This window comes from Pseudonocardia terrae, assembly GCF_021343995.1.
Lineage (GTDB): Bacteria > Actinomycetota > Actinomycetes > Mycobacteriales > Pseudonocardiaceae > Pseudonocardia > Pseudonocardia terrae.
Map to the genome: position 1 here is coordinate 106320 of NZ_JAJTTE010000012.1, position 25712 is coordinate 132031.

Genomic DNA, 25712 nt, shown 5'->3' on the forward strand with positions numbered 1-25712 from the left:
CCCTTCTCCCCGGGAGCAGGACCTCTTAGGCTGTGTGCGGGTCGGGGATGACCCCGGGAGTTCGCATGCCTGCTCGTCGGATCGGCGTAGTCGCCGCCCTGCTCCTGCTGGTCGTCGCCGGGTGCGCGAGCGCGCCTTCGGAGACCGCCCAGCAGCTCGAACCGCCCGCCGTGCCGACCGGCGGCATCGCCCCGACCACGAAGTTCACGCCGCTGTCGGCCACCACGGTGACCACCCCCGCGCCCGTCCTGGGGACGGACGGCAAGACCCACGTGACGTACGAGCTGCTGCTCACCAACGCCACGCCCGCGCCGTTCACCATGGGCAAGGTCGACGTCCTGGCGGACCAGGAGGTCGTGCTCTCCCTGAGCGGACCCGAGCTGGCGGCCCAGTCCAACCTGCTCGCCGCCCAGACCGGGGACGAGGGCGTCGGCGATCCCACCGGGTCCGCGGCATCGATCCCCGGAGGCGGCACCGCGATCGTCTGGCTGGACGTCCTGTTCGACGGGCCCGGAGCGACTTCGGTGCCGACCGCCTTGACCCACCGGGTCAGCGGCTCGATCGGCGGCGGGCCCACCACGGAGGTGGACACGGGGTCGGTGCCGGTGAGCTCCGCCGCGGCTCCCGTGTTGGGCCCGCCGCTGCAGGGCGGCCCCTGGTACGCCAGCGACGGCTGCTGCGTCGACGACACCCACCACCGCCGCGGGCTCGCCCCGACCAACGGACAGCTGCTGGTCCCGCAGCGCTACGCCATCGACTGGTACCTGCTCGACGACCAGCACCGCGCCTGGGTGGACGACCCCTCGAAGATCACGAACTTCCTCGCCTACGACAAGCCCGCGATCGCGGTCGCGGACGGCGTCGTCGTCGACGCCACGGACGGGTTCGCCGACACCACGTCCCTGCCGCAGCCGCCGCCGATCCCGCCGATCGTCGAGACCGTCGGCAACCACGTCACGCTGATGATCGCGCCCGGGGTGTACGTGATGTACGCCCACTTCACGAAGGACTCGGTCGCGGTGAAGACCGGCCAGCAGGTGAAGAAGGGGGACGTGCTGGGCCACATCGGCAGCTCCGGCAACTCGACGGCCCCGCACCTGCACTTCCAGGTCAACACCCAACCGACGTTCTTCCCGACGGACAGCACGCCGTTCGCCTTCGACTGCATGCGGGTGGACGGCCAGGTCACCGAGCGGATCTGGGACGACGTGCTGGCCGAGCAGCCCACCCCGGAGCTGCCGTACACGCCGTCGACGGACACGGGCGAGCGGCGGGGTCAGATGCCGCTCGACCGCAACGTCGTCACCTTCTGCTGAGCAGGGCCGCGGCGAACCACTCGAAGGCGGGGACGGTCGGCGGGCGCTCCGGCCAGCCGTTGAGCCGCCCGAGCAGGGTCCAGTACCGCTCGACGCGCCGGTCGGCGAAGGTGTCGACCGTGGCCGCCAGGGCGGCCCGGTCGGCGGTCTCGTCGACGCCGATCCGCTCCAGCACCGCGGCCGCCTCCGGGGACGCCGGATCGACGCCCTCGCGCCGCGCGGCACCGGCGTGCTCCAGGACCTGCGCGGGGTCGTAGGGCGGCGGCGCGGTGGTCTCCGACCCCGCGACGGCCATCTCCCGGACCCGGGCCCGGAAGTCCGGATCGGCGACGAGGTCGGCCAGCTCGACCCATGCCTCCACCTGCTCCGTCGTCGGCTCGTCCGGCAGCTCGGCCGGCATCGAGCGCATCGCGGAGGCGATGCCGGCGCCGGGCGCGTCCGGGTCGGTCCCGGCGAAGGCCTCCGCCACGAACTCGTCGATCATCCGCTGCCGCTCCTCGGCGGACAGCCTGGCCAGGTCGTTCATCAGTCTCAGCTCCCTCGGTGCGGGATCCCTGCCGTCGCGGGCGAGCAGCGTGCACACGGCACGCTGCACCCGCAGGGCGCGGATCCGTTCGTCGATGGCGCGCACGTGCGCGGCCGCCACCTCGCCGACGCGACGGCGACGCAGCAGCACCTCCCGCACGTCGTCCAGCCCCATCCCGAGCTCCCGCAGGGTGCGGACGAGATCGAGCCGGGCCACGGCGGCCGCGTCGTACCGCCGGTAGCCGGCGGCGGTCCGGTCGGTCTCGGGCAGCAGGCCCTCGTCCGACCAGAAGCGGATGGTGCGGACGGGCACCCCCGAGCGCCGGGCGAGCTGCCCGATCGTCATCAGGGTGCGGTCCGTCCGGTCGTACGTCGCGGTCACGGGATCCACCTTCGAGGTTCCAGCGGCTGGAGGGTCAAGATATTCGGTACTCAGCCCGCACACAGGCAGCGCTGCGACACTCGGCGGGTGCTGCCAACCGAGGTCCAGGGCGTGGTCGACGCGATCGTCAACGGCCTCACCGCACGCCCCGCCGAGCTCGCCGCGGCGGGCGCCGCGCTGCTCGTGGTGCTGTGGACGGTGTCCTGGCGGCTCACGCGGACGGTCGTGACGATCGCGCACGAGGGCGGGCACGCCCTCGTCGCCGTGCTGGTCGGGCGCGGGCTCACCGGCATCCGGCTGCACTCGGACACCTCCGGTGTCACGCACTCGACGGGTGCGGGTCGCGGACCGGGCGTGGTGCTGATGTTCCTCGCGGGCTACGTGTTCCCGCCGCTGCTCGGGCTGGGCGGGGCCGCGCTCGTCGCGAACGGGTACACGAGCGCGCTGCTGTGGCTCGGGGTGGCGCTGCTGGTCGCGACCCTGGTCTACGTCCGCAACCTCTACGGGGCGTTCGCCGTGCTGGTGACGGGTGCCGTACTGGGCGTGGTCGCGACGTGGGCGCCGCCGGACTGGCGCGCCGGGTTCGCGGCCGCGCTCTGCTGGTTCCTGCTGTTCGGAGGCCTGCGTGCGGTGCGCGAGCTGCAGCGCAGCCGCCGCCGGCGCCGCACCACGACCTCCGACGCCGACCAGCTCGCCGCGATCACGGGCGTGCCGGGCGGAATGTGGGCGGGGGTGTTCGGCTTGATCGGGCTGGGGGCCACACTGGCCGCCGCCGTGATCGTCTTCATGCCCTGATCACGTTCATGCGCTGAGCGTGATCGACCGAGAGGAACGCCGTGCCCGAGGACTTCAACGCCCGCATCATCCGTGAGTTCACGGAGAACGACGGGAAGGTCGGCCCGCCCTTCGAGGGCGCCCCGATGATCCTGCTCCACCACGTCGGCGCCAAGTCGGGCCAGGTCCGCACCAGCCCGCTCGTGTACTTCGAGGACGAGGGCCGCTACCTGATCGTCGCGTCGGCCGCCGGTGCCCCGTCGCACCCCGCCTGGTACCACAACCTCAAGGCCAACCCGCGCATCTCCGTCGACCTCGGCACCTCCGAGGGCGTCCGCGAGCTGACCGTCGAGGCCGAGGAGCTCACCGGGTCCGAGCGGGACCGCAAGTGGGAGGAGATCAAGGCCGCGGCCCCGGGCTTCGGCGACTACGAGAAGAAGACCGACGGCATCCGCACCATCCCGGTCTTCGCCCTCAACCCCGCGGCCTGACCCACCGCCCTCCGCGAGCCGAACACCCTGGGTGAGGCGAGGAACGACTTCGATCCCGACGCAGGTCGCCCTCGCCACCCTGCGTCTGACAGGCTCGGTTCCCGTGAGCATCTCGCTGGAGCAGGCCCGCACGATCGTCGACGCCGCCCTCGCGCACGGCACCGAGCAGGGCTTCAACCCGCTGACCGTCGCCGTCCTGGACCCGGGCGGGGCGATCGTCGCCCTCGCCCGCCAGGACGGCTCCGGCTACCTGCGGCCGGACCTGGCCGTCGCCAAGGCCAACGGCGTGCTGGCGCTGGGCATGACCAACCGCGCCATCGCCGCCCGCGCCGCGGACTCGCCCGAGTTCTTCACCTCGGTGGCGAACCTCGCCGGCGGGAAGATCTTCTCCGTGCCGGGCGGGGTGTTCGTCCGCGACGGCGAGGGCACGCTGCTCGGCGCCGTCGGCGTGACCGGCGACGCCTCGCTCAACGACGAGGCCGCCGCCGTCGCCGGTATCCAGGCCGCGGGGCTCGTCGCGGTCACCGGCGCGGAGTGACCACCGGGCGCGACGCGCCGCACCACCCCGCCGATCCCGCCGATCCCGCCGGTCGTGCGGCGCAGGTCGGCCTCGCGTTCGCGGTCGTCTCGGCCGTGTCGTTCGGGCTCTCCGGCCCGTTCGCGAAGGCGTTGATCGACGCCGGCTGGTCCTCCGCCGGGGCGGCGCTCGTCCGGATCGGCGGCTCGGCCGTCGTCGTGCTCGTGCTGCTCGCCGTGACCCGGCCCGGGGTGCTGGCCGCGCTGCGGTCCGACGCCCCGGCGCTGCTGCTCTACGGGCTGATGGCGATGGCCGGCGTGCAGGTCGCGTTCTTCAACGCCGTCCGGTACATGCCGGTGAGCATCGCGCTGCTGCTCGAGTACCTGGGCCCGGTGCTGGTCATCGCCTGGGTGTGGGCGGTGCGCCGGCAGCCCCCGAGCGGCCGGACCCTGGCCGGCGCGGCCGTCGCGATCGCCGGCCTGCTGCTGGTGGTGCAGATCTGGTCGGGCACCGCGGTCCCGCCGGCCGGCCTCGCGTGGGGACTGTTCGCCGCCGTCTGCCAGGCGAGCTACTTCCTGCTCGCCGACCGCGCGGGCGCGGCGACCCCGCCGCTGGTGCTGGCCGGCGTCGGGATGGCGGTGGGCACCGTCGTCGTGGCGGTGCTGGGCCTGACCGGGCTGCTGCCCCTGGTGGTGACCACGCCGCCCGACGGGCCGGTGGTCCTCGCCGGGGCCGACGTCGGCTGGATGGTCGCGGCCGGCCTGCTCGTGCTGGTCTCGACGGTCGTCGCCTACCTGACCGGTGTGCTCGCGATCCGGCGGATCGGGGCGGCCCGGGGCTCGCTCGTCGCGCTGCTGGAGGTCGTCGCCTCGGCCGTGGCGAGCTGGCTGTTGCTGGGCGAGGTCCCCGCGGCCGTCCAGCTGGCCGGGGGAGCGCTGATCCTGGCCGGGGTCGCGTTGACGCGCTCCCGCCCGGCCGGCCTCGCGGAGCCGTGACGACGACACCGGGATCGACGGCCCCGCGAACGCGGCGACGGCCCGCCACCCCCGCGGAACGGGGTGCACGGGCCGTCGCCGGGGCCGACCGTCCGACCGCTGCGGCCTGACCGCGCACCCGCAGGTCAGGTCGCGTCGATGCGATCAGACGTCGTAGTACAGGGCGAACTCGTACGGGTGCGGGCGCAGCCGCAGCGGGTCGATCTCGTTCTCCCGCTTGTAGCTGATCCAGGTCTCGATGAGGTCCGGGGTGAACACGCCGCCCTCGAGGAGGTAGTCGTGGTCCTCCTCGAGCTTGTCGATGACCGCGGCGAGCGTGCCCGGGACCTGCGCGATGTCCTTGGCCTCCTCGGGCGGGAGCTCGTAGAGGTCCTTGTCGATCGGCGCCGGCGGCTCGATCTTGTTCTTGATGCCGTCCAGGCCGGCCATCAGCATCGCCGAGAAGGCGAGGTACGGGTTGCCGGACGAGTCGGGGCAACGGAACTCGATGCGCTTGGCCTTGGGGCTGTCACCGGAGAGCGGGATCCGGATGCAGGCCGAGCGGTTGCGGGCCGAGTAGACCAGGTTGACCGGCGCCTCGAAGCCCGGGACCAGGCGGTGGTACGAGTTCACCGTCGGGTTGGTGAAGGCCAGCAGCGACGGCGCGTGGTGCAGCAGGCCGCCGATGTAGTAGCGCGCCATGTCCGAGAGGCCGCCGTAGCCGGACTCGTCGTGGAACAGCGGCTGGCCGTCCTTCCACAGCGACTGGTGCACGTGCATGCCCGAGCCGTTGTCGCCGAAGAGCGGTTTCGGCATGAAGGTGGCGGTCTTGCCGGCCTGCCAGGCCACGTTCTTGACGATGTACTTGAACAGCATGATGTCGTCGGCCGCGTGGAGCAGCGTGTCGAACTTGTAGTTGATCTCCGCCTGGCCGGCGGTGCCGACCTCGTGGTGCTCGCGCTCCACGGTGAAGCCGGAGTCGATCATCGTCGACACGATGTCGGCGCGCAGGTCGGCGTAGTGGTCCACCGGCGGGACGGGGAAGTACCCGCCCTTGTAGTTGACCTTGTAGCCGAGGTTGCCGCCCTCCTCCTCGCGGCCGGTGTTCCACCAGCCCTCGGAGGAGTCGATGTGGTGGTAGGTCTCGTGCGGGTTCGAGCCGAAGCGGATCGAGTCGAAGACGTAGAACTCGGCCTCGGGCGCCATGAAGGCGGTGTCCGCGATGCCCGACGCGGCCAGGTACTCCTCCGCCTTGCGGGCGATGTTGCGCGGGTCGCGGGAGTACGGCTCGCCCGTGATCGGGTCGTGCACGAAGAAGTTGATGTTGAGGGTCCGGTGCTTGCGGAACGGGTCCAGCCGGGCCGTCGCCGCGTCGGGCAGCAGGGCCATGTCCGACTCGTTGATGGCCTGGAACCCGCGGACGGACGAGCCGTCGAAGGCGGCGCCGTTCTCGAGCAGGTCGCCGGCCGTGGAGGCGGGGACGGTGAGGTGCTGCATCACGCCGGGCAGGTCGCAGAACCTGATGTCGACGTACTCGACCTTCTCGTCCGAGATGTACTTGAGTACCTCTTCGGAGTTGTTGAACACGAGCGCTGGCTCCTTCAGTCGTCCTCTGTATCGGCCGCGACGGTATGGCCGCCGTGTTGCCCGTTCATCACTCGCGGGTTTCACAGACGTTAACGGAGCCGCATCGCGTCCTCTCTCACATGGGACAACTAGGGTAGGGGGCATGGCGGGGTTCCTCGACTCCTGGACGGGCGGTTCACCGTCCGCGCACGACCAGGACCACCCGGGTGAGCGGTTCGGCCTCCCGGCGGAGGGCGTGGGCGCGGTCGCCGGGTTCGGCAGGCGGCTGGTCGGCGTCACGGTCGACTGGCTGCTCGCGTACGTGCTCACCCTGGCCGTGATGGGGCTCGACGCGCTGGGCGGGACCAGCATCGGCTGGTGGGTGTGGGTCGTCTGGTTCGTGCTGACCGTGATCCCGACCGCACTCTTCGGCATGACGCCCGGGATGGTCGCCGTCGGCATCCGGGTCGCCCGCGTGGACATGGCCGCGACGGTCGGGTTCCGGGCGATCCTGCGCACTGTGCTGCTCGGCGTGGTCCTCCCGGCGCTGATCCGGGACGCGGACGGGCGGGGCTGGCACGACCGGGCCACCCAGACGATCGTGGTGCGCTCCCGCGCCTGAGCGGCCGCCGAACGACCAGCCGACGAACGACCGGCCGGCGAACGACCACCCGAGGACGGCCACGCGAGAACGCATCCGAGAACGACCGCGGCCGGGACCCGATCGGGTCCTGGCCGCGGTGTGTGTCGGGGATGCGCTCCGGCGTCAGCGGCGGCGCACGGTGCGCTGGACGCTGCGCATCTTGGCGCCCTGGGGCAGCGGGCCCTTGGGCAGCGCGGCGGCCCGGTTGCCGAGCGCGGCGAGCCGGGCGTCGAGGGAGTCCATCTCGGCGGCGCTGATGTTGCGCGGCAGCTTCATCATGTGCCGCTGCAGGCCCTTGAGGGGGACCTGGCCCTCCTCGTTGCCCACGACGATGTCGTAGATCGGGGTCTGGCCGACGACCCGCGCGGTGCGCTTCTTCTCCTGCGCCAGCAGCGACTTGACCCGGTGCGGCGCGCCCTCGGCCACGAGGACGACGCCCGGCCGGCCGACGACCCGGTGCACCGCGTCGAGGTGCGTTGTGCCGGCGACGCCCTGGGTCACCCGCCACTGCCCGCGCAGCTGGTCGAGCGCCCAGCCCGCGGCGCCCGGCTGCCCGTCGGCCTGCGCGTAGACGGTGCTCTGGACGCGACGACCGAAGATGCTGATCGCGGCCATGACGCCGATCGCGACACCGAAGACCAGGAAGATCCACTGCAGGCCGAAGATCAGCCCGATCAGGAACGCGACGACGGCCGCGCCCACCACCGACCCGATCATCAGCGGCAGCAGGAGCTTGTCCTGCTTGCGCTGCATCTGGAACGCCTGCCAGATCTGCGCACGCCGCTGCTTCGACGCCGCGCGCTTCTCCGCCTTCAGGCGCTTCTGGGTCTCCTTGTCGGGCTTGCCGGCCATGCGGGCCAGGATACGTCGAGCAGGCCGGGTCGCGCCGCGAGGATCGGCGGAGCGCCCGGGAAGGCCCGGACGGGCCCGGGAGTGCGACCCGGAACGGCCCGGGAGTGCGCGGGGAGGACTCAGCCGCGGGCGAGCAGGGAGCGCGCCTCCTGGGCGGCCGGTGCCTCGGCGGCGAGGTGCGCGAGCTCGGGGGTGAGCTCCTCGCCGCGGTGGGCGACGGTCTGGGCGTAGAGCCGCCCGGCCCGGTACGAGGAGCGGACCAGCGGCCCGGCCATGACGCCCGCGAAACCGATCTTCTCGGCGGTCTCGGCGTGCTCGACGAACTCCTCGGGCTTGACCCACCGCTCCACGGGGTGGTGGCGCTTGGAGGGGCGCAGGTACTGGGTGATCGTGATGATCTCGCAGCCCGCGTCGTGCAGGTCGGCCAGTGCCTCGGTGACCTCGTCGGGGGTCTCGCCCATGCCGAGGATGAGGTTGGACTTGGTGACCAGCCCGTCCTCGCGCGCGGCCGTCAGGACGTCCAGGGACCGCTCGTAGCGGAAGGCGGGGCGGATGCGCTTGAAGATGCGCGGCACGGTCTCGAGGTTGTGCGCGAGCACCTCGGGGCGGGAGTCGAACACCTCGGCCAGCTGGTCGGGCTTGGCGTTGAAGTCCGGGATCAGCAGCTCGACGCCGGTGCCGGGGTTCAGGGCGTGGATCTGGCGGACGGTCTCGGCGTAGAGCCAGGCGCCGCCGTCGGGCAGGTCGTCGCGGGCCACACCGGTGACGGTGGAGTAGCGCAGGCCCATCTGCTGCACGGACTCGGCGACCCGCCGCGGTTCGTCGCGGTCGAGGTCGGCGGGTTTGCCGGTGTCGATCTGGCAGAAGTCGCAGCGCCGGGTGCACTGCTCGCCGCCGATGAGGAAGGTGGCCTCGCGGTCCTCCCAGCACTCGTAGATGTTGGGGCAGCCGGCCTCCTCGCACACCGTGTGCAGGCCGCCGGCGCGGACCAGGCCCTTGAGCTCGGTGTACTGCGGGCCGGTGCGCGCCTTCGTCCGGATCCACGAGGGCTTGCGCTCGATCGGGGTCTCGGCGTTGCGGACCTCGAGGCGGAGCAGCTTGCGGCCTTCGGGAGCGATCGTCACGGCGACCAGCCTACGCCCCGGGAGCAGGCGTGACGCCGGTCCCGGCGGCGGTCCGGCGGCCCGTCGCGCACCGGGCTAGCGTTGCCCGCCGTGGACCTCCGGATCTTCACCGAACCGCAGCAGGGTGCCGACTACGCCGACCTCCTCCGGGTGGCGAGGACCGCCGAGGAGGCGGGGTTCGACGCCTTCTTCCGCTCCGACCACTACCTCGCGATGGGCGGCAGCGGCGAACCCGGTCCGACCGACGCATGGCTGACGCTCGCCGGGCTGGCCCGCGAGACGTCCAGGATCCGGCTGGGCACCCTGGTGTCGTCGGCCACCTTCCGGCTGCCCGGGCCGCTCGCGGTCTCGGTCGCACAGGTCGACCGGATGTCCGGCGGCCGGGTCGAGCTGGGCCTCGGCACGGGCTGGTTCGAGGCCGAGCACGCGGCCTACGGCATCCCGTTCCCGCGGCTGCGCGAGCGCTTCGACATCCTCGCCGAGCAGCTCGAGATCGTCACCGGGCTCTGGGGCACGCTGCCGGGAGAGCGGTTCGAGTACTCCGGCGACCACTACACCGTCACGGACTCGCCGGCGCTGCCGAAGCCCGTCCAGCAGCCCGGCCCGCCGGTGATCGTCGGGGGGAAGGGGAAGCGTCGCACCCCGCGGCTGGCGGCCCGGTTCGCCTCCGAGTTCAACGTCCCGTTCTCCTCGATGGACGAGGTCGCCGCGCAGTTCGGGCGGGTCGACGAGGCGTGCGCCGCCGCCGACCGCGACCCGAAGGAGATCGTCCGCTCCATCGCGCAGGTGGTGTGCGTGGGCCGGACGGACGAGCAGGTGAAGGCCCGGGCGCTGGCCATCGGCCGCGAGCCCGACGAGCTGCGGGCCAACGGGCTCGCGGGCTCTCCGGAGGAGGTCGCCGACCGGCTGGGGCAGTGGGCGCAGCGGACGGGCATCACGCGCGTGTACCTCCAGGTGCTCGACCTCGGCGACCTCGACCACCTCGAGCTCATCGCCTCACACCTGCTGTGATCCGGCGCTGATCCCGCGCTGACCCTGCGCCGATCGTGCGCCGATCGTGCGCCGATCGTGCGCCGATCCTGCGCCGATCGTTCGCCGGTCCCGCTCCGGTCCCCTCTGGTCCCCGCGCGGCGACCGGTCGGCGCGCTCCGACGCGTCGTCATCACTCCGTGATGAACCGTCCGTAACGGACGCGTTCCCTCGGTCGATTGCCAGACGCAAGCGTTGGCCACTCTCTGTCTCCCTCTCGGGGTAGCGGTCTAGGCCATCCGTAGTACTGGTTCACCAGACGAGGGAACAACTGCTCGTGCGTACGCACTCCGCCCCTGGGCGCCGTTCGGCCCTGCTGGCCCTGCTCGCCCTCCCGGCGCTGCTCCTCGCGGCATGCGGGTCGGCGCCGACGGCGGTCGGGAGCCCGTCCGGCGTCTCCACCACGACCGGCACCGCCGCCACCGCCGGGACGACCGCGACCGCCGGCACCCGGCTGCGGCCCTACGTCGACGCCTCCCTCGTGCCCTCCCCGCTCCCGGCCATGGCCGACGCGAGTGGGGTCACCGACGCCGTCCTCGGTTTCGTCCTCGCCGGCTCCGGCGGCTGCACGCCGAGCTGGGGCGGCACCCAGCCCGTCACCGCCCCCGCGGTGGTGACCGCCGCCCGCGACCTGACCGGGAGGGGAGGCGCGGTGGCCGTCGCCACCGGCGGCGCCTCGGGCACCTACCTGGAGAGCGCCTGCCCCGACGCCCCGTCCCTGGCCCGTGCCTACGGCGAGGCGCTCGACGCGGTCGGCAGCACCGCCCTCGTCGTCGACGTCGAGGAGGACGTCCCCGTCGCCACGGTCGTCGAGGCGCTGCGGACCGTGCAGGACGAGCGGCACGCCACGGTCACCCTGACCCTCAAGGTCGACGACGCCGAGCGCGGGCTCACCGCCGAGGCCCTCGACCTCGTCCGGGCGGCGGACGCGGCCGGCGTCGAGGCCCACGTCGACGCCATGGTCATGAACTTTCCGTACACCGGCGCGTGGGCCGACGCGATGACCGGCGCCACGGAGACCGTCCTCGGCCAGCTCGGCGAGGTCTGGTCCGGTTCCGGCTCCGAGATGTCCGACGCCGCGGTCGCCGCCCGCGCCGGTGTGGTGTTCATGCTCGGCCGCACCGACGTCGGCGCCGTCACCACGCTCGACGACGCCACCGCCGTGGTGCGCGACGCCCGCGAGCGCGGCCTCGGCACCGTCGGCTTCTGGTCCGTCGGCCGCGACAACGGCGGGTGCCCCGACCGCCCCACCGCCTCCTTCGACTGCAGCGGCATCGCGCAGTCGCCGTTCGCCTTCACCCTGGCCGCGCGCGACGCGGCCGCGTCCCCCGAGGAAGGTCCCCGATGAACGACGACGACACCCTCGTATCCCGGGAGGTCCCCGAACGGGGCCCGGTGTTCGTCGACGGCACCGGCCGCCGGCAGCGCCGGATCCGGATGGCCGTGTACGGGCTGGTCTCGATGTGCCTGGTGTTCCTGGTCGTCGTCGGGACGAGCCTGGCGGCCGGGCAGCGCACGCCCATGTTGAACATCCCCGTGCTCGGCGACCTGCTGCCCGCGCCCGAGGCCGAGGCGGCCGACGACACCGAGGGCGAGGTGCGGCCGGCGGCGCCGCCCTCCCAGGGCGGGCTGATCGGCGGCGTCACCGCCGCCTCGGCGGGGAGGACCGGCGGCACGCCGAGCGGCGGGGCCGCCGACGTCCTCGCGCCGCTGGCCGGGCTCCCCGCGGCCCCGGCCGCCCCGGGCGCGCCCGCGGCGGTCCCGGCAGCGCCTGTCCCGGCGGCTCCGCTGCCGGGTGCGCCCGTCCCCACCGACCCGGCGGCCCCGGCCGGCCCGACGACGCCGCCGGCGACCGACCCGACGACCCCGCCGAACTCCGAGGGCGGACCGGACACCCCGCCGGTCACGACCACCCCGCCGCCGGTCACCACGACGCCCCCGCCGGTGACCACGAACCCGCCGCCGACCACGACGAAGCCACCGGTCACCACGACGCCGCCCGCCACCACGACGCCGCCCGCTACCACGAAGCCGCCGGTCACCACGACGACGCCACCGGTCACCACCACGGTCGTACCGACCACGACCCCGGTGGTCACCACCACCACCACCACGGCCCTGGTCGTCCCGGTCTAGGAGCACGCAGCCCATGCGCAGTCGCATCCGCCGGCGCGGGAGCGCGTTCTCCCCCGGCAAGTTCGTGGTCGCGGTGGTGGTGCTCGCGACCTTCGTCGCCGTGCTCCTCCTCAACGGCGTCCTGACCGCCAAGACCTCCTCCGACGCGGAGGGTCACCTCGTCCGCGGCCCCGACGACCAGGTGCCGGTCGCCGTCCACGACGGCGGCTCGGCGGTCGACACCATCCACGACCCGCCCCGCACCCTGAGCTACCCGGCGAAGACGATCGCGCTGACCTTCGACGACGGGCCGGACCCCGAGTGGACGCCGCAGATCCTCGACGTCCTGGAGAAGTACCAGGTCCCCGGCACCTTCTTCGTGCTCGGCTCGCTGGCCGCGCAGCACCCCGACCTGGTCCGGGAGATGCGCGCCACCGGGTCCGAGATCGGGTTGCACACCTTCACCCACCCGAACCTCGCCGAGGCCTCGGCGAGCCGCCTCGACCGTGAGCTCACCCTGACCCAGCTGGCCCTGGCGGGAGCGACCGGCGAGATCTCCTACCTGGTGCGGCCGCCGTACTCCTCGCGGTCCGACGCGCTCACCAACGACGACTACACGGTCGTCCGGGAGCTCGGCGAGCGCGGGTACGTCACCGCGCTGACCGACTTCGACAGCCGGGACTGGGAGCGCAAGGGCGTCGACGTCATCGAGAAGGCCTCGACCCCGCCCTCGGACGCCGGTGGTGCGCTGCTGCTGCACGACGCCGGCGGCGACCGGGCGCAGACCGTCGCGGCGCTGGACAAGCTGATCCCGGAGCTGCAGGCGCAGGGCTGGCGGTTCACCACGGTCAGCGAGGGCCTCGGGCTGCCCACGGCGAACACGCCGGCCGACGCCTGGGACCGCACCTTCGGCACGATCCTCGTCGCCGCCGCGGGTGTCTCCACCTCGATCGTCCGGACGCTGGAGTGGCTGCTGCTGCTGGTCGGGGCGCTCGTCGTCGCGCGCTTGTTGATCATGATCGTGGTCGCCCGCCGGCACGCGAAGCAGAGCCGGCTCGCCACCCGCCGCCGCAGCGGGCCCTGGTACACCGACCCCGTGTCGGTGGTCGTGCCCGCCTACAACGAGAAGGAGTGCATCGAGCACACGGTGCGCTCCCTGGTGGCGAGCGACCATCCCGTCGAGATCATCGTGGTCGACGACGGCTCGACCGACGGCACGCCGGACATCGTCGAGCGGTTGGGCCTGCCGGGGGTGCGGGTCATCCGCCAGCCCAACCGCGGCAAGCCGGCCGCGCTGAACGCCGGCATCCGGGCGGCGAGCCACGAGATCGTCGTGATGATCGACGGCGACACCGTGTTCGAGCCGACGACGGTCGGGACCCTCGTGCAGCCGTTCGCCCGGCCGGAGGTCGGCGCGGTGGCGGGCAACGCCAAGGTCGCCAACCGGCGCGGCCTCGTGTCCCGCTGGCAGCACATCGAGTACGTGATGGGCTTCAACCTCGACCGCCGCGTCTACGACCTGTGGCGCTGCATGACCACCGTCCCCGGCGCGGTCGGCGCCTTCCGCCGCACCGCCCTGCTCGAGGTCGGCGGCGTCAGCGACGACACCCTCGCCGAGGACACCGACCTCACGATGGCACTGTGCCGGGCCGGCTGGCGCGTGGTCTACGAGGAGCGCGCCCGCGCCTGGACCGAGGCGCCGGGCACGCTCGGCCAGCTGTGGCGGCAGCGCTACCGCTGGAGCTACGGGACCATCCAGTCGATGTGGAAGCACCGCGCGACGGTCGTGGCGCGCGGCCCGGCGGGCCACTTCGGGCGCGTGGGCCTGCTCAACATCGCGCTGTTCCAGGTGGTGCTGCCGCTGCTCGCGCCGCTGGTCGACGTGTTCCTGGTGTACGGCCTGTTCTTCCTCGACCCGGTCACCACGCTCGCGGCCTGGGGCGGCGTCCAGCTGATCCAGCTGCTCGCCGCGGTCTACGCGTTCCGGCTGGAGCGGGAGAAGATCGGCGTGCTGTGGCTGCTGCCGTTCCAGCAGATCGTCTACCGGCAACTGATGTACGCGGTGCTCATCCAGTCGATCATGACCGCACTGGCGGGCATCCGGCTCAAGTGGCAGAAGCTGCGCCGGACCGGCGACTTCGGCGGCGCACCGGTGGAGAAGGGCGTCGGTGCCGGCGTCTGACCCGGGGGTGGGTGGCGGCGGGCCGCCGCCACCCACGGCGTCGGCTCACGGTCAGTGCAGCGAGGGGTGCAGCTGCAGGTCCAGGCCCGCCACCCCGGCGGCGACCGGCTCCTCGCGGCGGGGAACCACGTGCTCGCGGACCGGCAGGGCGCCCTCGAGGGCACCCAGCACCGCGTCCGTGACGCTCACGAGCACCTCGTCCGTGACCACCTCGCGGCCCAGCTCGGCGGACAGCGAGGTCACGCCGGCGTCGGTGATCCCGCAGGGCACGATCCGGCCGAACTCGGTGAGGTCGGGGTCGCAGTTGAGGGCGAAGCCGTGCAGCGTCACCCCGCCCTGCACGCGCACGCCGATCGCGGCGATCTTGCGCTCCGGGCGCAGGTCGTCGGCGGGGAGCCACACGCCGCTGCGACCGTCGACCCGGCCGGCGGCGGTCACGCCGAGGCCGTGGCAGACCGCGATCAGCGCCTCCTCGAGCCGCCGCACGTAGTCGACGACGTCGAGCGGCTCGCCGAGCGAGACGATCGGGTAGCCGACGAGCTGGCCCGGGCCGTGCCAGGTGATCCGGCCGCCGCGGTCGACGTCGATGACGGGAGAGCCGTCCGTCGGGCGGTCCTCCGGCCGGGTCCGCTTGCCCGCGGTGTACACCGACGGGTGCTCGAGGAGCATGAGCACGTCCGGTCCGGTGCCGGCGCGCCGTGCCTCGGCGTTGGCGCGCTGGACGTCCCAGGCGGTGAGGTAGTCGACCGTGCCGAGCAGGTCCACCCGAACGGGGTTGGGGGAGCGGCGGCACGAGGTTCCCTGGCTGGCCACCGGCCCAGAGTACGCCCGGGTCCCGGCACGGCAGGGCGGGCATGGTCACACCACAGGGACCGCACAGCCCGTACTCAGGCGAGGGCGTGCAGCACCGCCGCGGCCGCCCGCCGCCCGCTGACCAGGGCGCCCTGGGTCGACGGGGTGTCCCGGTGGTCGCCGCACACGAACATCCCGTCGCCCGAAGCGACCCCGCTCTGCACCGGCCGACCGGGCAGGAAGGCGGGCAGCGCCGCACGGACCTCCACGGTGTGCACGAGTTCCCAGTCGCCGGTCCCGGTGCCGTAGATCCGGCCCAGCTCGCGGCGCACCTCGGACTCGGGCAGCGCCGCGCCGACGACCGTCGAGGACACCAGTGGGCGGCCCGACGCCGAGTACTCCGGCGCCGCCGCGGTCATGACGACGGTGTTGGCGACGGGCCCGCCGGTCCCGTCGAGGTGCAGGACCGGCTCGTCGGCGGGCGGCTCCGGCATGCTGTGGTACCAGGTCGTGAGCGTGCGGGTCGGCGGTGCGGTCACGCCGGGGAGCAGCCTCGCCGCGGTGGCCGCGTCGGTCGCCACGACGACGGCGCGGGCCGCGATCTCGCCGTCAGCGGTCCGGACGACCGGGGTCGCGCCGCCGGTCACGGCCTCGACCCCGGTCCGGAGCCGCACCGGCAGCCCGGCGGCCAGCCGGCGGGGGAGGGCCTCCATGCCGTCGGCGGGCACGAAGATCCGGCCGAGCGCGAAGCTCCGCCACACCAGCCGGACGAAGGCCTCGCTCGTCACGAGCTCGCGGTCGGCGAGCACCCCCGACAGGAACGGGCGGAGGAAGGTCTCGGTGGCGGTGCCGGCCAGCCCGGCGGCGACCAGGTCCGCGGCGGCCGAACGGGCCGTGCGGAGGGCCGTGCGTGCCAGCGGGGTGGCGAGCACCCGGGCGGTCCACGCAGCGAGGCGCGCCAGGTCCGCGGGCGGGAGCGCGCGCAGCGACGCGGGCGCGCCGGTGGGGCTGCGCAGCGGGTTGACGAACCGGCGCAGCGCCCCGTCGGCGGTCCGGATCGCCGCACCCGGGACGAACGGGCGCATCGCCAGCGACTCCGGCCCGTCCGGCCCGAGGACCGTGCGCAGCGCGGGATAGGCGGTGTTGAGCACCTGGAAGCCGCGGTCGCAGCGGAAGCCGTCCACGACGTCCGTCGCGATCCGTCCGCCGACCCGGTCGGCCGCCTCGAGGACCGTGACGTCGAGCCCGCGGCGGCGCAGGATCCGCGCGGCCCGCAGCCCGGCGACGCCCGCCCCGACGACGGCGACGTCGGTGTCGGGGGTGCGTGCGGCGGTCATGCCCGGACGGCGGCGGAGAGGGCGTCGGCGAGGGTGGTGTGCCGGAAGGCGAACCCGGCCCCGAGCAGCGCCCGCGGCATCGCCCGCTGCGAGTACAGCAGCATCTCCCAGCCCATGTCGCCGAGCACGGTGGTCACCGCCCAGGCCGGGACGACCAGTGGCGCGGGGCGCCCGACGGCGCTCGCGAGGGTCTGGGTGAAGACCGCGTTGGTCACCGGCGTGGGCCCGGTGACGTTGACCGGGCCGCGCAGCGCGCCGTTCTCGACGGCGAACCGGATCGCAGCGACCTCGTCGTCGAGCGAGACCCAGGGCATGTACTGCTCGCCGCTGCCGATCCGCGCACCCAGGAACGCCTTCCACACCGGACGCATCAGCGCCAGCAGCCCGCCCGAGGGCGAGAGGACCAGCCCGGTGCGCAGCCGGACCACCCGGACACCGGCGTCGGCGGCCGGCGCGGTCGCGGCCTCCCAGTCCCGGCAGACCTCGGCCAGGAACCCCTCGCCCGACGGTGCGGACTCGTCGATCTCCGTCGCCCCGGCGTCGCCGTAGTAGCCGACCGCCGAGCCGCTGACGAAGGCCGGCACGCCGGCCCGCGCGACGGCGGTGGCCAGGACCTCGGTCGGGACGTTGCGGCTGTCCCGGACCGCCTGCTTGCGCGCGCCGCTCCACGGCCGGTCGGCGATGCCGACGCCGCCGAGGCTCACCACGGCGTCGGCCCCGTCGAGGGCGCCCTCGTCGATCGCGCCCGACGGCGGGTCCCAGCCCCGCTCGTCCGGGGCCGACGGGGTGCGGCGGACCAGCCGCACGACCTCGTGACCCGCCTCCCGGAGGCCGGCGACCAGGGCGGTTCCGATCAGGCCGGACGAACCGGCGACGACGACGCGCACGGTCCGGATCCTTCCGAACGCGGCCGGGACGCGCGACCCGGGCACGCCGACACGGGCGCGTGAGAACGGCCGGAGGGGCCCCGCGACCTGCGGGACCCCTCCGGGTGTGAGCTGAGCGGGACGGGTGTCAGAGGCCGAGCTCGGCCTCGAACGCCCCCTCCTCCAGCCGGGCGCGGATCGCGCTGACGAACCGGCCGGCGTCGGCGCCGTCGACGATCCGGTGGTCGTAGGTCAGCGGCAGGTAGCAGACCGACCGCACGGCGATGACGTCCTCGCCGTCCGGACCCGCCACGACCTTCGGCTCCTTCGCGATCGCGCCGGTGCCGAGGATCGCGACCTGCGGCTGGTTGATGATCGGCGTGTCGAACAGCGCGCCGGCGCTGCCGATGTTGGTGATCGTGAAGGTGCCGCCGGACAGCTCGTCGGGCTTGATCGTGTTGTTGCGGGTGCGGGCCGCGACGTCGGCGATCTTGCGGGCGAGTCCGGCCAGCGACAGGTCCTCGGCGTTCTTGATCACCGGGACGAGCAGGCCGCGCGGGGTGTCGACGGCGATGGCCAGGTGGACGTTGCCGTGGTACTCGATCTGCTTGCCGTCCTCGGAGATCGAGGAGTTGACGGCCGGATAGGCCTTGAGGGCCTCGACCGTGGCCTTCGCGAAGAACGGCAGGTAGGTGAGCTTGACGCCCTCGCGCTGCTCGAAGGCCGCCTTGGCCCGGGCCCGCAGCTTGGCGATCCGGGTGACGTCGACCTCCTGCACGGTGGTCAGCTGGGCCGAGACCTTGAGCGACTCGGTCATGCGCTGGGCGATGACCTGACGCAGGCGCGGCATCTTCACCGTGGTGCCCGGCTGCGGGGCGTCGGCGGCGCGCGCCGGCACCTTCGTGGGCTCCTTCGGCGCGCCGGTCGGGGCGCTCGGCGCGGCCGGCTGCTCCGCGGCGGGCTGGGCGGCGGGCGCCGGGGCCTTGGCCGACTCGGCCGCGGCGAGGACGTCCTGCTTGCGGATGCGGCCGCCGACGCCCGAGCCCTCGAGGGAGTCGAGGTCCACGCCGTGCTCCGCGGCCAGCTTGCGCACCAGCGGGGTGACGTACGGCGGGGCGGAGGTGCCCTTGGTCTCGGCCTTGCCGTTGCCCGACGGAGCCGGCGCGGTTTCGGCGGCGCGGGCGGTGTCCTCGGTCTCCGGCTTCGTCGGCTCCGGGGCGGCCTGCTCCTCCTTGACGGGCTCCTTCGGCGCCTCCGGCTCCTTCGGGGCCTCCTGCTTCGGGGCCTCCTGCTTCGGGGGCTCCGGCGTCGACTCCTCGGCCGGGGCGGGCGCGGCCTCGGCGTCGCCGATCAGGGCCAGCTGGCCGCCGACCTCGACGGTGTCGTCCTCGCCGACCGACAGCTCGAGGACCGTGCCGGCGACCGGCGACGGGATCTCGGTGTCGACCTTGTCGGTGGAGACCTCGAGCAGCGGCTCGTCGACCTCCACGGTGTCGCCGACCTGCTTGAGCCAGCGGGTCACGGTGCCCTCGGTGACCGACTCGCCCAGCTCGGGCATGGTCACCGGGGTGCCGCCGCCGGAGGACTTCCCGGTCGCGGCCTTCGGGGCCTCCTGCGGCTCCTCCTGCTGCGGCGCCTCGGCCTGCTCCGGCTCCGGCTCCGGCTCGGCCTCGGGCTCGGCGGCCTCGGACTGCGGCTGGGCCTCGGGCTGCGCGGACCCCTCGTCGGAGCCCGCGTCGCCGATCACGGCGAGCTCGCCGCCGACCTCGACGGTCTCGTCCTCGCCGGCCACGATCTTCTGCAGGACGCCGGCGACCGGGGACGGGATCTCGGTGTCGACCTTGTCGGTGGAGACCTCGAGCAGCGGCTCGTCGACCTCGACGGTGTCGCCCTCCGCCTTGAGCCAGCGGGTGACGGTGCCTTCGGTGACGCTCTCACCGAGGGCGGGCATCTGGACGGAGAAGGCCATGTCTGCTCGGATCCTCTTTCGACGTGCGGTGGTGTGGTCCGTTCGGGACCTCAGCCGTGGGTGTGCAGGGGTTTGCCGGCCAGGGCGAGGTGTGCCTCGCCGAACGCCTCGTTCTGGGTGGGGTGGGCGTGGACGAGCGGGGCGACGTCGCCGGGCTCGGCCTCCCAGTTGTAGACGAGCTGGGCCTCGCCGATGAGTTCGCCGACGCGGGCGCCGACCATGTGGATCCCGACCACCGGGCCGTCCTTGGCGCGGACGAGTTTGATCGCGCCGGAGGTCTGCAGGATCTGCGACCTGCCGTTGCCGCCGAGGTCGTAGGTCAGGGTCTCGATCTCCCCGAACTTCTCCTTGGCGGCCGGTTCGGTGAGGCCGACGGAGGCGACCTCGGGCTCGCAGTAGGTGACCCGCGGGATACCGGCCTCGTCGATCGGGGCCGGGTCGAGCCCGGCGATGTCCTCGGCCACGAAGATGCCCTGGGCGAACCCGCGGTGGGCGAGCTGCAGGCCCGCCACGATGTCGCCGACGGCGTAGACGCCGTCGAGGTTGGTCCGCAGCCGCTCGTCGGTGGTGACGAACCCGCGCTCCATCGCGAGGCCGGCCTCCTCGTAGCCGTGGCCGGTGGTGTTCGGGCCCCGGCCGACGGCGACGAGCAGCAGGTCGGCCTCGATCTCCTCGCCGGACTCCAGGGAGACGGTGACGGTGCCGTTGTCCGCGGAGCCGACCTGCTTGGCGCCGGTGAACTTGACCCCGGTCTTGGCGGTGATCTTGCGGCGGCGGAAGGCGCGCTCGAGGAGCTTGGAGGCGAACTCGTCCTCGTTGGGGACCAGTCGGGGCAGGGCCTCGACGAGGGTGACCTCGGCGCCGAAGGAGCGCCACACGGAGGCGAACTCGACGCCGATCACGCCGCCGCCGAGCACCACCACCCGCTGCGGCACGTGGTCGAGGGTGAGGGCCTGGTCGGAGGTGATGACCCGGCCGCCGATCTCCAGCCCGGGCAGGGTCTTGGAGTACGAGCCGGTGGCCAGCACGACGTGGCGCCCGGTGTAGGTGGTGCCGTCCACCTCCACCGACGTCGGGCCGACGAAGGTGCCCGCACCCTCGACGAGCTCGATCTGGCGGGACTTCACCAGCCCCTGCAGACCCTTGTAGAGGCGGCCGACCACGCCGTCCTTGTAGGTGTTGACCCCGGTCATGTCGATGCCGACCAGCTGGGAGAGCACGCCGACCTTGGCGCCGTCGCGGGCGGCATCGGCCACCTCGGCCGCGTGCAGCAGGGCCTTGGTGGGGATGCAGCCGCGGTGCAGGCAGGTGCCGCCGAGCTTGTCCTTCTCCACCAGCACCACCGACATGCCCAGCTCCGCCGCGCGCAACGCACAGGCATAGCCACCCGAGCCGCCACCGAGGATCACCAGATCGGCAGTCCGTTCGGGCACGTCCGTCCTCCTCGCTCGCGCGGTCTCGGTGCTCTCTGTCGGTGCTGGTCCGTGCTGGTCCGTGCGGTTCGCGCGCCCGGTGCTCCGTCCGGGCGGCCCCATCTTGTCACTCGGCGGCGGCAGTCGCTGGAACAGGTCCGGGAGAAAAGCGGACAGGCCGCGCGTTGGCCTGGTGACCGTCGTGGAGAGCGGAGGGCTCATGGGACTGTTCGGCCGCAAGCGCGCCGGTGGGCGGCGTGGTGCCGCGGCCGCGGACGCCGAGTACCTGCGCGACTGGGCGATGGTGCGCGAAGGGGTGGAGGCGTTCGTCGAGCCCCGCACCACCGTGACCGAGACGACGATGGTCCTCGTCGCCAAGGACGGGGAGTGGACGCGGCGCCGGGTCACCGGACCCGCCGGGGCCCGCGCGCTCGCGCGGTCGCTGCGGATCCCGGTCTACGACGCGCAGATCGTCGGCTACCCGCAGCGGATGCGCGACCACGACGCCCGGCAGCGGATCCTGCGCGAGCGCGAGCGGCGCCGCGGGCTGGAGGAGCTCGGCGGCCTGGGCTGAGCCGGCTACCGGGACTTGCGCGCGCCGATCGCCTGCAGCACGGGTGCGGCGCGGAGCAGCGGGCCGGGCGCCAGGGCGGACAGCCGCATCATCGCGCCGCGCCAGCCCGGGACCGTCTTGTAGACGCGCCCGGTGCCGAACAGGCCGACCAGCTCGGAGGCCACCCGGTCCGGGGTGAGCAGCACCCCCGAGCGGACGAGGGCCCGCGCCCGGGGTTCCATGGTGTCGAGCAGGGCCGTCGCGACGCCGTCGGGATTGATCGCGTGCACCCGGATCCCGTCCGCCCGGACCTCGGCCGACAGCGCGGAGGCGAGGGAGAGCACGGCCGCCTTCGTCGCGGCGTAGAGGGACAGGCCGGGCACCGGGCCGAGCCCGGACAGCGACGCGGTGATCGCGAGGTCACCGCCGCCGCCCTGCTCCCGGAAGGCGGCGATCGCCGCGCGCGAGCCCCACACCGGGCCCAGGAGGTTGATCTCGACGAGCGCCCGGGCCTGCGCGTCGGTCAGCTCGGTGAGCGGGCCGCCGGTGCCGACACCGGCGTTGCTCACCCATGCGCCGAGCGGCGCGAGCTCCCGGGCGCGGGCGGCGATCGCGTGCGCCGCGGCCGGGTCCGTCACGTCGTAGGCGGCGGACTCCCCGCCGATGTCCGCGGCGGTGACCTCCGCCGCCGTCGCGTCGACGTCGGTCACCAGGACGCGGTAGCCGCGCCCCGCGAGCTCCCGCGAGATCGCGGCCCCGATGCCGCGCGCCCCACCGGTGACGACGGCCGAGCGGGAGCCGGCAGGGACCGAGTGGGCGACACGACGACGGATCACGGGCGTGACCCTACCCGCGGGTAGCCCTCGGGGGAGCCCCGAACGCCGAGGCGGTGCCCCGTGCGGTGCCTCTGCGGCCCGATGCGCGGACGCATGATCGCCATCGGCATGCTCCCAGGGTGCGCAGCCGAACCGTGGGTGCACGCAGGTGTCGATCATGGACGCGCGGACGGGCGGGTGATCGGCGTCCGCGTGCAGTGGTGGCCGCGGACACCGGCCTCATGACACAGGATCGTCGATCACCGACAGGTGGGCGACCTCGAGCGCGCCTCGGCGCCACCGCCCCGACGCCTCCGACTCCGGCGCGGTGCGGGAGCTCCCGACTCGCGGTGCGGGAGCTCCCGACTCCCGGCAGCCCGGCGCCGACCGGCAAGTCAGCCGTTGGCGGCGATGTCCTCGAGGAGGGCGACCAGGGTGCGCACCGGCACGCCCGTGCCGCCCTTGGGCGTGTAGCCCCAGGCGCCGCCGGTGTTGAACGACGGGCCGGCGATGTCGATGTGCGCCCACGGCAGCCCGTCGGCGACGAACTCGCGCAGGAAGATCCCCGCCGCGAGCATGCCGCCGAAGCGGTTGCCCGTGACGTTGGCCAGGTCGGCGATGCGTGAGTCGAGCTCGCCGCGCAGGTGCTCGGGCAGCGGCATGGCCCAGGCGTCCTCGCCGACCGAGCGGCCGAGCGCGGCGACCCGGTCGCGGAAGTCGTCGCTGCCCATCACGCCGGCCGTGCGGGTGCCCAGGGCGACCATCTGCGCACCGGTGAGGGTGGAGGTCTCGACGAGGTAGTCGGGCTCGTCCTCGGCCGCGCGGACCATGGCGTCGGCCAGGATCAGCCGGCCCTCCGCGTCCGTGTTCAGCACCTCGACGGTCTTACCGCCGTACATCGACAGCACGTCGCCGGGCCGGTACGCGGTGTCCGACGGCATGTTCTCGGCCATCGGCACGGTCGCGGTCACGGCCACGGGGAGGTTCAGCCGGGCAGCCAGTACCGTCGTCGCGATCACCGCGGCAGCCCCGGACATGTCCGAGGTCATGTGGTCCATGTTGGCGGCGGGCTTGATCGAGATTCCGCCGGTGTCGAAGGTGATGCCCTTGCCGATCAGGGCGACCTTCTTCACCGGGTTCTCCCCGCCCGACCAGCGCAGCCGGACCAGCCGCGGCAGCCGCGACGACCCCTGCCCGACGCCGAGGATGCCGCCGTACCCGCCGGCGGCCAGCGCCTCGTGGTCGAGCACCTCGACCTGCAGCCCGGCGGTCTCGCCCAGCTCGCGGGCACGGGTGGCGAAGCTCTCGGGGTAGAGCGCGTTGGGCGGGGTGTTGATCAGGTCGCGCGCGGTGCTCACCGCCTGGGCGACGGCGTAGGCATGCTCCAGCACGTCGGCGTCGCCGCCGGGGAACTCGACCGACTCGATCGGCTTCTTCCCGGCCGTCGGGTCGCCCTTGAACGCGGTGAACCGGTAGGCCCCGAGCAGCACGCCCTCCGCGGCGGCGGCCAGGTCGACCGCGCCGAGCGTGCTGACCACGCGGCCACTGCCCGCGAGCGCCCGGGCGACCGCGCCCGACGCCCGGCGTACCTGGTCGGCGGGGATCGCGCCGGACTCGTCGGCCTTGCCGAGCCCGACCCCGACGACGAGCGGGGAGCCGACCGCCCCGCGCGAGGGCAGCTTCACGACCTCCTCCACCTTGCCGGTGGCACCGGCCAGGGCGAGCAGGCCGGCCAGCGTGCCGTCGAACGCGGCGTCGATCTCCTCGGCTCCCGGCGCGAGGACCGGCTCGGTCTCCTCGCCGTTCCCGCCGTTGCCGTTCGCGCCCGGGAGCACGCCGACGACGAGGACGTCGGCCTCGGCCGCCGCGGCGGGGCCCTCCAGGGCGCCGATGCGGGTGCCGGTCTGCGGGACGGTGGTCGTCAAGGCGGGTCTCCTCGGTCGGGGTCGGCTGGGGCGGGTCGCACCGCCGCGCGGCGGCGTGATTCGGTGGGGCATCGCCGGGCCCGGGCGCCGCACCGCCCGTCGACGGGCGGTCCGAGCGCCCGGCGAGACCTCTTCGAAATGCTAATGACACCGTCGCGGGGCCGTATCGCGCAGGGTCGGATGCGATGGTGGTGCACGTGGCAACGACCCTCGGCCGTCGTCTGGGCACCGCCGACGTGGTGGTGCTCGGGCTCGTCGCCATGCTCGGATCCGGAGTCTTCGCCGTCTTCGCCCCCGCCGGCGCCGCCGCGGGGCCGTGGCTGCTGTTGGCGGTGCTGCTCGCCGCCGTCGTCGCGGGGACCTGCGTGCTGTCCACCGCGGAGCTGGTGCTCGCGGGCGGCGCGGGCGGCGCGACCTTCTCCGCCGGGTACACGGCCGGCTACGTCGGGGCCCGGGACCGCCTGCACCCGGTGGCGGGCCGGCTCGCCGGCGTCACGCTGCTGATCGGCGGGGTCGCCTCCGCGGCGGCCTCCGCGGGCGTGTTCGGGGCGTACGTGCTGCCGTCGAACCCGCTGGTGGCCGGAATCGTCGTGATCGTCGTGGCCACGGTGCTCAACATCGTCGGGGTCCGGACCACCGCCCGGTCCTCCTGGCTGCTGGCCGGCGGGACGCTCGCGGTGCTGGTCGTGGTGGTCGTCGTCGGGCTGCTGGGGCCGGGCGGGGAGCAGACGGTGTCGGCGTCGGTGACGGCCGCGGGGGAGGCCCGCGGGGTCGCGGTGCCCGTCCCGCAGGCCTCGCCGGGTGCGCTCGGCGTGCTGTCCGCGGCGGGCCTGGTGTTCTTCGCGTTCGTCGGGTTCGCCAACGTCGCGACCTTCCGCGAGGAGGTCCGCACCCCGGCCCGGACCCTGCGCCGCGCCATCCCGATCGCGCTCGCCGTGTGCACGCTGACCTACCTCGCCGTCGCCGGGGCGCTGCTCGTGGGCCTGGGCACCGGCCGGATCGGCGAGGAGCACGCCCCGCTGGTCGCGCTCGTCGACACCGGCCAGGCTCCGGCGCTCGGCGTGCTGGTGCGCATCGGTGCGGCCGCGGCCGCCGGCTCGACGCTGCTGGCCGTGCTGATCGGCATCAGCCGCACGGCGATGCAGATGGGCGCCCGGGAGGACCTGCCCCGCTCGTTCGCGACGGTCTGCGGCAGCGGCGCCCCCTGGCGGTCCGACGTCCTCGGCGCGGCCCTGGCGATCCTCGTCGCCGTGCTGGCCGGGCCCATCGCCTCCATCGCGCTGTCGGCCTGCGCGATGCTGCTGCACTACGCGCTCGTGCACGCCGCCGCGCTGCGGGTCCCGGACCGGCGGACCCCGGCCTGGGTGGCGGCCGTCGGGCTCGTGCTGTGCCTGGGCCTCGCGGCGCTGCTGCCGCGGACCACGGTGCTGATCACCCTCGGCGTCCTGGTCGTCGGATGGGGGTTGTCCGAGCTGTCGGCGCTGCGCGGTCGCCGGAGACCGCCCGCCCGGCAGGAGGAGCCGCCGGGGGAACAGGCCGCCTGAGTACGGTTC

At 74.0% G+C, this 25712-nt stretch carries 23 protein-coding genes; 12 read left to right on the top strand and 11 right to left on the bottom strand.

Annotated features, from left to right (window positions below; genetic code table 11):
* Nucleotides 1-65 precede the first annotated feature (65 nt).
* Complete coding sequence (locus LWC33_RS10600; RefSeq protein WP_233304111.1) at nt 66-1316, top strand: M23 family metallopeptidase; 1251 nt, start codon at nt 66-68, stop codon at nt 1314-1316.
* Here the strand turns inward: LWC33_RS10600 and LWC33_RS10605 are convergent.
* Entirely contained in the window at nt 1303-2223 is a 921-nt protein-coding gene (locus tag LWC33_RS10605; RefSeq protein ID WP_233304112.1) for a helix-turn-helix domain-containing protein, read from the bottom strand. The two genes, LWC33_RS10600 and LWC33_RS10605, sit on opposite strands and share 14 nt — an antisense overlap.
* Nucleotides 2224-2310: 87 nt before the next feature.
* Here LWC33_RS10605 and LWC33_RS10610 point away from each other — a divergent pair, with 87 nt between their 5' ends.
* The 4 genes from LWC33_RS10610 to LWC33_RS35915 all read left to right on the top strand — a co-directional run bounded on the left by LWC33_RS10610 (nt 2311) and on the right by LWC33_RS35915 (nt 5000).
* Nucleotides 2311-3018, top strand: a complete 708-nt coding sequence (locus LWC33_RS10610) for a M50 family metallopeptidase (RefSeq protein ID WP_233304113.1) — start codon at nt 2311-2313, stop codon at nt 3016-3018.
* Between the two features lie 41 nt (nt 3019-3059).
* The gene (locus LWC33_RS10615) at nt 3060-3488 is read left to right on the top strand and encodes a nitroreductase family deazaflavin-dependent oxidoreductase (RefSeq protein WP_233304114.1); all 429 of its coding nucleotides are present in this window, start codon (nt 3060-3062) and stop codon (nt 3486-3488) included.
* A gap of 103 nt (nt 3489-3591) precedes the next feature.
* Entirely contained in the window at nt 3592-4026 is a 435-nt protein-coding gene (locus tag LWC33_RS10620; protein ID WP_232875147.1) for a GlcG/HbpS family heme-binding protein, read from the top strand.
* Nucleotides 4023-5000, top strand: a complete 978-nt coding sequence (locus LWC33_RS35915; RefSeq protein WP_233304115.1) for an EamA family transporter — start codon at nt 4023-4025, stop codon at nt 4998-5000. The genes LWC33_RS10620 and LWC33_RS35915 overlap by 4 nt, the downstream gene beginning before the upstream one ends.
* A gap of 144 nt (nt 5001-5144) precedes the next feature.
* Here the strand turns inward: LWC33_RS35915 and glnA are convergent, their stop codons facing one another.
* Nucleotides 5145-6566 carry a type I glutamate--ammonia ligase gene (glnA, locus tag LWC33_RS10630; protein ID WP_233304116.1) on the bottom strand — a complete coding sequence of 474 codons (1422 nt, stop codon included), beginning with the start codon at nt 6564-6566 and terminating at the stop codon, nt 5145-5147.
* 142 nt (nt 6567-6708) lie between these two features.
* Here glnA and LWC33_RS10635 point away from each other — a divergent pair, with 142 nt between their 5' ends.
* Complete coding sequence (locus tag LWC33_RS10635) at nt 6709-7167, top strand: RDD family protein (RefSeq protein ID WP_233304117.1); 459 nt, start codon at nt 6709-6711, stop codon at nt 7165-7167.
* A 144-nt stretch (nt 7168-7311) separates the two neighbouring features.
* On the opposite strand, the gene LWC33_RS10640 is transcribed toward LWC33_RS10635, so the two are convergent.
* Entirely contained in the window at nt 7312-8040 is a 729-nt protein-coding gene (locus LWC33_RS10640; RefSeq protein ID WP_233304118.1) for a DUF4191 domain-containing protein, read from the bottom strand.
* 119 nt (nt 8041-8159) lie between these two features.
* Nucleotides 8160-9164 carry a lipoyl synthase gene (gene lipA / locus LWC33_RS10645; protein ID WP_233304119.1) on the bottom strand — a complete coding sequence of 335 codons (1005 nt, stop codon included), beginning with the start codon at nt 9162-9164 and terminating at the stop codon, nt 8160-8162.
* A gap of 90 nt (nt 9165-9254) precedes the next feature.
* Between lipA and LWC33_RS10650 the strand changes: the two genes are divergently transcribed.
* From LWC33_RS10650 to LWC33_RS10665, 4 genes are all read left to right on the top strand, one after another.
* The gene (locus LWC33_RS10650; protein WP_233304120.1) at nt 9255-10175 is read left to right on the top strand and encodes an LLM class F420-dependent oxidoreductase; all 921 of its coding nucleotides are present in this window, start codon (nt 9255-9257) and stop codon (nt 10173-10175) included.
* Nucleotides 10176-10470: 295 nt separating this feature from the next.
* Complete coding sequence (locus LWC33_RS10655; protein ID WP_233304121.1) at nt 10471-11541, top strand: glycoside hydrolase family 18 protein; 1071 nt, start codon at nt 10471-10473, stop codon at nt 11539-11541.
* Nucleotides 11538-12329, top strand: coding sequence for a hypothetical protein (locus LWC33_RS10660; protein ID WP_233304122.1), 792 nt, complete (start codon nt 11538-11540; stop codon nt 12327-12329). Before LWC33_RS10655 ends, LWC33_RS10660 begins: the two co-directional genes overlap by 4 nt.
* A gap of 13 nt (nt 12330-12342) precedes the next feature.
* On the top strand, nt 12343-14490 hold the full coding sequence (locus tag LWC33_RS10665) for a bifunctional polysaccharide deacetylase/glycosyltransferase family 2 protein (RefSeq protein WP_233304123.1): 2148 nt from the start codon (nt 12343-12345) through the stop codon (nt 14488-14490).
* A 51-nt stretch (nt 14491-14541) separates the two neighbouring features.
* On the opposite strand, the gene lipB is transcribed toward LWC33_RS10665, so the two are convergent.
* The 5 genes from lipB to lpdA form a co-directional block, all read right to left on the bottom strand.
* Nucleotides 14542-15303, bottom strand: a complete 762-nt coding sequence (gene lipB / locus LWC33_RS10670) for a lipoyl(octanoyl) transferase LipB (RefSeq protein WP_233304124.1) — start codon at nt 15301-15303, stop codon at nt 14542-14544.
* A 74-nt stretch (nt 15304-15377) separates the two neighbouring features.
* A complete protein-coding gene (locus LWC33_RS10675) occupies nt 15378-16619 on the bottom strand; it encodes an FAD-dependent oxidoreductase (RefSeq protein ID WP_233304125.1) in 1242 nt (413 codons plus the stop codon).
* Nucleotides 16616-17506 carry a TIGR01777 family oxidoreductase gene (locus LWC33_RS10680; protein ID WP_233304126.1) on the bottom strand — a complete coding sequence of 297 codons (891 nt, stop codon included), beginning with the start codon at nt 17504-17506 and terminating at the stop codon, nt 16616-16618. Before LWC33_RS10680 ends, LWC33_RS10675 begins: the two co-directional genes overlap by 4 nt.
* Before the next feature lie 127 nt (nt 17507-17633).
* Nucleotides 17634-19454, bottom strand: a complete 1821-nt coding sequence (gene sucB / locus LWC33_RS10685; protein WP_233304127.1) for a 2-oxoglutarate dehydrogenase, E2 component, dihydrolipoamide succinyltransferase — start codon at nt 19452-19454, stop codon at nt 17634-17636.
* 50 nt (nt 19455-19504) lie between these two features.
* Complete coding sequence (lpdA, locus tag LWC33_RS10690; protein WP_233304128.1) at nt 19505-20887, bottom strand: dihydrolipoyl dehydrogenase; 1383 nt, start codon at nt 20885-20887, stop codon at nt 19505-19507.
* 199 nt (nt 20888-21086) lie between these two features.
* Between lpdA and LWC33_RS10695 the strand changes: the two genes are divergently transcribed.
* Nucleotides 21087-21440, top strand: coding sequence for an oxidoreductase (locus tag LWC33_RS10695; RefSeq protein ID WP_233304129.1), 354 nt, complete (start codon nt 21087-21089; stop codon nt 21438-21440).
* Nucleotides 21441-21445: 5 nt separating this feature from the next.
* Here LWC33_RS10695 and LWC33_RS10700 read toward each other — a convergent pair whose 3' ends face one another.
* Nucleotides 21446-22255 (bottom strand): SDR family NAD(P)-dependent oxidoreductase, encoded by an 810-nt coding sequence (locus tag LWC33_RS10700; RefSeq protein WP_233304130.1) that lies wholly within the window; start codon nt 22253-22255, stop codon nt 21446-21448.
* Between the two features lie 374 nt (nt 22256-22629).
* On the bottom strand, nt 22630-24159 hold the full coding sequence (locus LWC33_RS10705) for a leucyl aminopeptidase (RefSeq protein ID WP_372476588.1): 1530 nt from the start codon (nt 24157-24159) through the stop codon (nt 22630-22632).
* A gap of 197 nt (nt 24160-24356) precedes the next feature.
* On the opposite strand from LWC33_RS10705, the gene LWC33_RS10710 reads away from it, so the two are divergent.
* Nucleotides 24357-25703 carry an APC family permease gene (locus LWC33_RS10710; protein WP_233304131.1) on the top strand — a complete coding sequence of 449 codons (1347 nt, stop codon included), beginning with the start codon at nt 24357-24359 and terminating at the stop codon, nt 25701-25703.
* Nucleotides 25704-25712: the final 9 nt, after the last annotated feature.

Bases quoted from the DNA above. Each gene is read 5' to 3' on its own strand.
- LWC33_RS10600 (WP_233304111.1), top strand. From the start codon at position 66: ATGCCTGCTCGTCGGATCGGCGTAGTCGCCGCCCTGCTCCTGCTGGTC.
- LWC33_RS10635 (WP_233304117.1), top strand. From the start codon at position 6,709: ATGGCGGGGTTCCTCGACTCCTGGACGGGCGGTTCACCGTCCGCGCAC.
- LWC33_RS10640 (WP_233304118.1), bottom strand. From the start codon at position 8,040: ATGGCCGGCAAGCCCGACAAGGAGACCCAGAAGCGCCTGAAGGCGGAG.
- LWC33_RS10660 (WP_233304122.1), top strand. From the start codon at position 11,538: ATGAACGACGACGACACCCTCGTATCCCGGGAGGTCCCCGAACGGGGC.
- LWC33_RS10665 (WP_233304123.1), top strand. From the start codon at position 12,343: ATGCGCAGTCGCATCCGCCGGCGCGGGAGCGCGTTCTCCCCCGGCAAG.
- LWC33_RS10675 (WP_233304125.1), bottom strand. From the start codon at position 16,619: ATGACCGCCGCACGCACCCCCGACACCGACGTCGCCGTCGTCGGGGCG.
- sucB (WP_233304127.1), bottom strand. From the start codon at position 19,454: ATGGCCTTCTCCGTCCAGATGCCCGCCCTCGGTGAGAGCGTCACCGAA.
- LWC33_RS10695 (WP_233304129.1), top strand. From the start codon at position 21,087: ATGGGACTGTTCGGCCGCAAGCGCGCCGGTGGGCGGCGTGGTGCCGCG.